Origin of the sequence: Archangium sp., assembly GCF_045802675.1 — a bacterium.
Taxonomy (GTDB): domain Bacteria; phylum Myxococcota; class Myxococcia; order Myxococcales; family Myxococcaceae; genus Archangium.
On sequence record NZ_JBJMQO010000078.1, the window covers coordinates 47,898 to 55,737 of the forward strand.

Sequence of the window (7,840 nt, forward strand, 5' to 3'; positions counted from 1 at the left end):
CGCCCCGGGGGCACCACGACCCTCCTCCCTACTTCGGCAGCGCGCGGTACTTCTCGAACAGCGCCTGCTGGCGGCTGGTGAGCGGCACCTGCCTGCCTCCCAGCCACATCCCCAACGGCCGGCTGCTCGACTCCAGCGGATCCCCATTCCACAGCACCAGGTCCGCCACCTGCCCCGCCGCCACCTGCCCTCCCTCCACCCCGAAGGCCTCCGTCACGTTCGACGTAATGGCTCGCACCGCGTCCGCGTACGGCATCCCCCACGCCACCGCGTTGCCCGCCTCCTGCGCCAGCGTGCGCACCATGTGCGGCTCGCCCATCGTCGAAATCAGCACCTTCACCCCCGCCCCGCTCAACAGCGCCGCCGCGTCCAGCCGGCTGTTCAACCCATCGAAGCTCGAGGGCAGGTTCTGCGTCGGCTGCACGATGACCGGCACCTTCGCCGCCACCAGCTCCGGCCCCACCCTCCACGCCTCGCGCCCTCCCGCAATCACCACCTTCAGCCCGAACTCCCTCCCCAGCGCCAACGCCGCCCGGATGTCCGACACCCGGTTCGCCGTCACCACCACCGGCAGCGTCCCCGCCAGCGCCGGCTGCAGCGACTCCAGGTCCAACCGGCTCGCCGATAACGTGCGCATCCGGTTCTGCTCGAAGTCCCCCTTGCGCCTGGCGTACTCGCGCGCGTCGAAGAGCAGCTCGCGCAGCTTCTCCAGCACCAGCGAGCGCGGGCCCGACACCGCGTCCCGGCCGCTCTGCCCCACGTCCACGTGCAGCGCCAGCGGCGCCCGGCGCACCGTGCCGTCCGTCGTCACCCACGCGCTCTGCCCCGATACCAGCCCGCCCCTCGGCACCACGCCCGCCGCCGTCACCCCGCCCAGCCGCGCCACCGGGAACGTCTCCGCCGCCGGGTTCAGGCTGTCCACCGCTCGCAGCGCCGCGCGGATCGGCTCCTTCACCGCCTCGCCCCGCAGCGAGTCGTCCACCGTGGACTCCTCCCCTCCAATCTCCACCACCCCCAGGCTCGTCAGCGCATCCACGAAGCCCGGCGCCAGCACCCGCCCCTTCCCCTCCACCGTGCGGCACCCCGCCGGCACCGCGCCCCCCGTCCCCACCCGCGTCACCTTCCCGTTCTCCACCAGCACCGAGGCATGCGGCGTCCACGTCCCGTTGGAGAGCACCGTCACGTCCAGGAACACCGTGCACGCCGCGTCAGCCTTCAGCTCAAGCGGCCGGGCGCACGCCGCGTCCTTCGTGGGCTCGCAGCGCGCCTCCAGCCCCGCGTCCGTCAGCGTCGGCACCGCCGCCGGTTGCGCCACCAGCTTCGCCGAGGCCTCCGCGCGCTCGCCCAGCTCGAAGTCACTCGCCTCCCCCGCGCCCCGGGCCGCGTCATAGGTGACGACTCCATCCGCCCAGGTGCGCTGCGCCCGCGCGTACACGCTCAGCGGGTGGTTCTTCCACAGCACCACGTCCGCCATCTTCCCCGGCTCCAGCGAGCCCGTCCGCTCCTCCACCCCCATCACCCACGCGGGGTGGAGCGTCACCCAGCGCAGTGCCTCCTCCTCGGAGATGGGCACGCCGGACTCGCGCGCCCGCCACATCGCCTTGCCCGCCTCCTGGTTCAGCCGCTGAATCCCCAGCGCCGAGTCCGAGTGGATGACGGACCTCCCTCCCGCCTGCGACACCAGCGCCGCGTTCTCCGGAATCCCGTCCCACGCCTCCAGCTTGTAGCCCCACCAGTCCGCCCACGTCGCCACCGCCACCTGCCTCGCCGCCAGCTCGTCTCTCAGCTTGTAGGCCTCCAGCGCGTGGTGGAAGGCGCGGATGGTGTAGCCGGCCTCGTCCGCCACCTGGAGCATCACCGCCATCTCGTCCGCCCGGTAGCAGTGGTTCTGCACGAGGATGTTGCCGCGCAGCACCTCGGCGAGCGTCTCCAGCTGCAAGTCCCTCGCGGGCGGGGGCCCGGCCTCCTCGCCCTTCTTCGCGTGCTTCTTCTCCCACTCGGCCTGGCGCTCCAGGTAGTCGCGCGCCTTCGCGAAGGCCTGCCGGTAGCCGGCCACGTTGGCCATGCGCGTGGCGGGCGCCCGGTGCTGCATGGCCCCGTACACGCGGCGCGGGTTCTCCCCGCACGCCATCTTCAGCACGTCCTTCGCCCCCGGAAAGCGCACCTCCGCCGCCGAGCGCCCGAAGTGCAGCTTCACCGGGAAGCCCCGCCCGCCAATGAGGTTGGCGCTGCCCGGCAGCACCAGCAGCGAGGTGATTCCTCCCGCCGCCGCCCGGCGCAGCCCGGGATCCTGCGGCCAGAAGGAGTGCTCGGCGGAGACCTCGGCCGTCACCGGCGCCGTGGCCTCGTTGCCGTCACTCAGGGAGAACGTCTCCGGCGAGGCGTACACGCCCAGGTGGCTGTGCGCGTCGATGATGCCGGGCGTCACGTAGAGGCCCGTCCCGTCCACCTCCTCGGCCCCGGCCGGCGTGGCCACCTCCGCGTCGCGCCCCACCGCGACAATCTTCCCGTCCGCGAACGCGATGGCCCCGTCCTCGATGGCAGGGCCCGAGGCGGGCATCACCGTGGCGTGCCGCACCACCACCGGGCGCTCCTGCCGGAAGCGCGACACCGGGGCGGGGGTGCTCGCGACGGGGGCCTTGGCGGCGGGCCCGGCCGGAGTGGACGGGGCCGGGGAGACGGTCGCGCAGGCGGTCAGCAGCAGCAGGGGCAGGGAGCGGGAGCGCATGGCGGGCCTCGTATCACGTAGAGTGGGAGGCGCCCATGTCCTCCGCCCCTCCCTCCCCCATCCCCACGCACACCGTCCTCGGCGAGCGGGCTCGCGGAGACCGGCTCGCGGCGCAGCAGTTCCACCTCGTGCTGCTGGACACCGAGCGCGCGGGCGCCGTCTACCCGCTCGCCGGCGAGGTGCTGCGCATCGGCAAGGCGCCGGACAACGACATGGTGCTCGACCACCCCACCGTCAGCCGCAACCACCTGCGCGTGCGCCGCCAGGGAGACCGCTTCCTCGTGGAGGACATGGGCTCCACCAACGGCACCTTCCTCGACGGCGCCCAGGTGCGCGAGGCCTACCTGCGCCCCGGCGCCCTCATCGAGGTGGGCGACGTGCGGCTGCGCTTCAGCCCCCAGGTGGCCCCGGTGGAGATCGCCCCCTCGGCCGAGGACAGGCTCGGCGAGCTGGTGGGCCGCAGCGTGCCCATGCGGCAGATCTTCGCGCTCGTGCAGCGGATTGCGTCCACGGACTCCACGGTGCTGCTGGTGGGCGAGACGGGCACCGGCAAGGGCGCCGCCGCCAAGGCCCTGCACAAGCTGTCCCCGCGCGCCTCGGGGCCGCTGGTGGTGTTCGACTGCGCCTCGGTGTCCAACTCGCTCATCGAGAGCGAGCTCTTCGGCCACGAGAAGGGCGCCTTCACCGGGGCGGTGGGCCAGCGCATCGGCTGCCTCGAGCGCGCGCACGGCGGCACGCTCTTCCTGGACGAGATCGACGACCTGGCGCTGGAGCTGCAACCCAAGCTGCTGCACGCCCTGGAGGACCGGGAGTTCCACCGGCTCGGGGCGTCGGCGCCGGTGTCCTTCGACGCGCGCATCCTCGTGGCGAGCAAGAAGGACCTCTGGGCCGAGACGCAGGCGGGCCGCTTCCGCGAGGATCTCTACTTCCGGCTGTCCGTCTTCACGGTGACGCTGCCGCCGCTGCGCGACAGGACGGAGGACTTGCCCCTGCTGGTGGAGGCCTTCGGAGGCCGGGGGCTGTGGGAGCGGCTGCCGGAGAAGGTGCGCGAGTCCTTCCTCGCGCACACGTGGCCGGGCAACGTGCGCGAGCTGCGCAACGCCATCGAGCGCGCCCGGCACCTGGGGGACGCCCCCGGGATGGCCGCCGAGGGGCTGCTGCGCGAGGCCCCGCCCGAGGCCCCGGCGCCCGCGGGCGAGTGGCTGCCGGTGGGGTACTCGGGCCCCTTCAAGACGTGCAAGGACGAGCTGGTGCGCGCCTTCGAGCGCGAGTACCTCACCCGGCTGCTCGGCCACACCAAGGGCAACATCGCCCGCGCCGCGCGCGAGGCCGGGTTGGATCGCAAGCACCTCTACTCGCTGCTGCACAAGTACGGGCTCGTGCAGAGCGAGGGGGACTGAGTCAGACCCAGCCGAGCTGCTCGCGCACCGCGGCCGGCAGGTGGGCGCGGACGGTGGAGATGGGGATTCCCTCGTTGAATTGGGCCAGGTTCCCTGGACCCCCGCTGTGGTGGAGCGCCACCAGCGTCCAATCCTGATTGAAGCAGGGAGCTCCGGAAGAGCCCTCCAGGGTGTTCGTCCGGTACGTCACCCGGGTCCGCGCCGCGTTCACCGCGAGGATGCCGTTCGTCTCGATGACCAGCCGCAGCCGCTCGCCCCGGGGATGCTGGACGATCATCACCGGCGAGCCGGGCGGGAAGGCGTACGTGTCCGCGGGAATCTGGACCCAGGAGCGTGTCCGCTGTCCTTCCACGGGCTCGTTCCCCGGCCGTCCCTTCACGCGCAACAGCGCGTAGTCCAGCTCCTCCACCGTGGCCTCATGGGGCTTGGGGTACATCGAATCCACCGGGCTCGGCGGGCTGGAGGCGAGGTGCCACTCGGGGGCCAGCCCGTACACCGTGCCCTCCGGCGCGGAGCCGTTCGCCAGACGCTTGTAGTCGAAGCGCAGCGTCAGGCGCTCGGGGGACACCGTGCCCTCGATGAGCTCGTGCACCACGTGGTGGTTGGTGAGCACGACATCGGGGGCGACGAGGAAGCCCGTCCCTACCTTGTGCCCGAACTCCACCCGGCACACCTGCCGCTCGATGGCCTCGAGCCGCTCGCGCCAGCGGACCGGCTCCAGGAAGGAGTGGGTGTCCACGACGAGCTTCTCGAGCCTCGGGCCCGGCGCCTCGCGCTGGATGGAGCCCGAGAACTCCTGGGCGAAGGCCGCGAGCCTCGGGTTGCCGGGCGTGTCCTGGAGGGCGCCCTCGAGGAGCTCGTGCGTCCAGCCCTCGCGCTCGGCCTCCTGGAGGAGCTGGAACACGCGCTCGCGCAGCGGCCCGTCGGTGAAGTCGTCCAGGTTCCGGTTCAGCTTGAAGCGGACCATGCGCTGGAGCAGCTGCAGCCGCGGAAAGGCGCTGAGCAGCGCCTCGGACAGCCGTGCCTGCTGGGTTCCCGTCAATTCCATGCGCGGACTCCGTCCCTCAGGACTCCTGATTCAAGGCGCGAAGAAGCACGTCCCCGATGCGCTCGTGGCCGCGGGCGAGCGCCTGCCGCCGCTCGGGCTCATCCGTCATCAATCATGGGAAGTGCCCGGGAAGCAGGGGGCGGGGATGATGCCGCAACCCGCCCCGGGCACACCAGAGACGGCCCGAGCGGCTACCGGGCCGAGCGGCGGCGGCGCGCCATCAGCGGCGTGAGCGCGCCCAGCAGCAGCCAGGGCACTTCCGCCGCGAAGCCCGAGCTGCAACCGCACCCGGAGCCCCCCGTCCCCCCGCCCGGGGCGGTATTCACCTTCACGGTGAAGGAGCAGGTGGTGGTGTTGCCCGAGGCATCGCTCGCCGTCACCTGCACCCGGTTGTTGCCCGGGGCGAAAGTGGCGCCGGAGGGGGTGGTGTAGCTGAGGGTGACGTCGGAGACGGTGTCCGTGGCCTGTGCGGGCGAGTAATTCACCACCGCGCCCGCCTGGCCGGTGGCCGTGGCCTCCACGTCCGCCGGGCACGTCAGCGTGGGCGCATGCGTGTCCTTCACCGCCACCGTGAAGGTGCAGGTGTTGGTGTTGCCCGCGGCGTCCGTGGCCGTGACGCTCACCCCGTTGTCCTTCACCGGGAAGGCCGTCCCGGACGCCTGGCTGTACGTCACCGTGGGCGCCGCCCCGTCATCGCTCGCCTGCGCGGGCTCGTAGCCCACCACCGCGCCCGAGCGGCCCGTGGCCTCCACCGTCACGTTCGCCGGGCAGGTGAGGCTCGGCGGCGTGCAGTCCCCGAAGAAGGCCGGCGAGAGCGAGTACGGCTCCCGCCCCTGCATCCCGTCAGTCGCGGAGAAGTACAGCGTCCCGCCCGTGTACGTGAGCTGCCGCGGGTCCCCCGCCGACAGCGCGGGCGCCGCCCGCCGGGTGCCCGCCTCCGTCCCATCGCTCACCCACAGCGCGTTGCCGCTGCCGTCGTCCGCCACGAAGAAGAGCCGCGTGCCCCCCACCGTCAGCGCATGCGGCGACGAGCTCCCGCTGCCCACGTTGAGGTCCTTCACGCGCGAGGTGCCCGCCGCCGTCCCATCGCTGCGCCACAGCTCGGCCCCGCCGGCGCCGTCATCCGCGGCGAAGTAGAGCACTCCCCCCACGTCCACGAAGGAGCCCGGGTTGGAGCCCAGCACCCCCGCGCGCACGTCCTTCACCATCACCGTGTTCGCCGCCGAGCCGTCGCTCACCCACAGCTCGGGGCCGTGCGTCTCGTCGTCCAGGCTGAAGAAGAGCTTGCCGCCCACGGCCGTCAGCTCCTCGGGCGCAGGGTGCAAGGGCTTGCCGAAGATGTCCTTGACGCGGACCGTGCCCGCTTCCGTGCCGTCGCTCTTCCACAGCTCGAAATCCGTGGTGCCGTCGTTGGCCGAGAAGAAGACCGTGCCGCCCACCACCGTGAGCTGGTTCACGTAGGCGTTGGTCGCCCCCGGCGCCACGTCCTTGACGAGCACCGTGCCCGCTTCCGTGCCGTCGCTCTTCCACAGCTCGATGCCGTGGGGGCCGTCATCCGCGGCGAAGTAGAGCGTGGTGCCCACCACCCGCATGGAGCCGGCGGAGATGGAGCCGTTGCTGCCCGGCAGGATGTCCTTGATGAGCCGGGTGCCCCCGAACGTTCCGTCCGTCTCCCACAACTCCCGGCCCGCCGCGTGGTTGGCCGCCGTCAGGTAGGCCTTGTTGCCCACCGTGACGATGTCGGTGATGCCACCGGCCTCCTTCCCCTCGCCAATCTCCCGCACCAGCACTGTACCGGCCTCCGTGCCGTCGCTCTTCCACAGCTCGGCCCCGTGGTCCTCTCCTTCGTTCGCGACGAAGAGGAGCACCCCGCCCAGCTGCGTGAGCAGGACCGGACTCGAGTCGAGCGAGCCGGAGTTGATGTCCTTGACCATCACCGTGCCGGAGTCCGTCCCGTCGCTCTTCCACAGCTCGGTGCCATGCTCGCCATCGTTCGCGGCGAAGAAGACGATTCCGCCAATGCGCACGAAGGACGAGGGCGACGAGTCCGCCCCTCCCTGCGCCACGTCCTTGATGGCCACCGGAGGACGGCACCCGGGCACCGGGGTCGCCTGCGCATGCGCCGTCGAGGCACTCCCCACCAGCGCGAGCGCCAGCGTCCACCACCACTGCATGGAACCACGAGACATCCGCCTTCTCCTTCTCGGAAAAACGACACAGGGGGCGCGGGGCCCGGGAAGCGTCCCGGGAGCCTCGCACCCCCTGCATGAAAGCCCGACAGGCCTCGGTTTGCATCTCCGGGAGGGCGGCCCGCGCCCCCCCGGTCCCCCGGCGGCTTACAGCTTCGTCAGGTCGTAGTACTCGGCCGACGCCTGGTCATGGTTGCTGACGCCGCCCACCGCGAGCACCGTGCCGTTGTCGAGCAGGGTGGCCGTGTGGCGGTAGCGGTCCACGTTCATGGCCGCCGTGACGCTCCACTTGCCCGTGGCCGGGTCGTACAGCTCCGAGGCCGTCAGGATGCCCGTGAGCTGGTGGTAGCCACCGGCCACCAGCACACGGCCGTCCGGCAGCAGGCTGGCGGTGTGGAAGCGGCGCGGGTCCTTCATGCTGCCCGTGGCCGTCCAGGTGTTGGTGGCCGCGTCATACAGCTCGGCCGAGGCGCTC

At 72.1% G+C, this 7,840-nt stretch carries 5 protein-coding genes; 1 reads left to right on the forward strand and 4 read right to left on the reverse strand.

Annotation, left to right across the window (positions count from 1 at the left end; genetic code table 11):
• Positions 1 to 28 precede the first annotated feature (28 nt).
• Positions 29 to 2,728, reverse strand: a complete 2,700-nt coding sequence (locus ACJ8AN_RS22395) for an amidohydrolase family protein (RefSeq protein WP_407757465.1) — start codon at positions 2,726 to 2,728, stop codon at positions 29 to 31.
• Positions 2,729 to 2,763: 35 nt separating this feature from the next.
• Between ACJ8AN_RS22395 and ACJ8AN_RS22400 the strand changes: the two genes are divergently transcribed.
• Complete coding sequence (locus tag ACJ8AN_RS22400) at positions 2,764 to 4,128, forward strand: sigma 54-interacting transcriptional regulator (protein WP_407757466.1); 1,365 nt, start codon at positions 2,764 to 2,766, stop codon at positions 4,126 to 4,128.
• 1 nt (position 4,129) lies between these two features.
• Here the strand turns inward: ACJ8AN_RS22400 and ACJ8AN_RS22405 are convergent, their stop codons facing one another.
• From ACJ8AN_RS22405 to ACJ8AN_RS22415, 3 genes are all read right to left on the reverse strand, one after another.
• A complete protein-coding gene (locus ACJ8AN_RS22405; protein ID WP_407757467.1) occupies positions 4,130 to 5,176 on the reverse strand; it encodes an effector-associated domain EAD1-containing protein in 1,047 nt (348 codons plus the stop codon).
• A 191-nt stretch (positions 5,177 to 5,367) separates the two neighbouring features.
• The gene (locus tag ACJ8AN_RS22410) at positions 5,368 to 7,365 is read right to left on the reverse strand and encodes an ELWxxDGT repeat protein (RefSeq protein ID WP_407757468.1); all 1,998 of its coding nucleotides are present in this window, start codon (positions 7,363 to 7,365) and stop codon (positions 5,368 to 5,370) included.
• 147 nt (positions 7,366 to 7,512) lie between these two features.
• A partial coding sequence (locus ACJ8AN_RS22415) for a Kelch repeat-containing protein (RefSeq protein ID WP_407757469.1) occupies positions 7,513 to 7,840 on the reverse strand: 328 nt, incomplete at its 5' end.

Bases quoted from the DNA above. Each gene is read 5' to 3' on its own strand.
- ACJ8AN_RS22405 (WP_407757467.1), bottom strand. From the start codon at position 5,176: ATGGAATTGACGGGAACCCAGCAGGCACGGCTGTCCGAGGCGCTGCTC.
- ACJ8AN_RS22400 (WP_407757466.1), top strand. From the start codon at position 2,764: ATGTCCTCCGCCCCTCCCTCCCCCATCCCCACGCACACCGTCCTCGGC.
- ACJ8AN_RS22410 (WP_407757468.1), bottom strand. From the start codon at position 7,365: ATGTCTCGTGGTTCCATGCAGTGGTGGTGGACGCTGGCGCTCGCGCTG.
- ACJ8AN_RS22395 (WP_407757465.1), bottom strand. From the start codon at position 2,728: ATGCGCTCCCGCTCCCTGCCCCTGCTGCTGCTGACCGCCTGCGCGACC.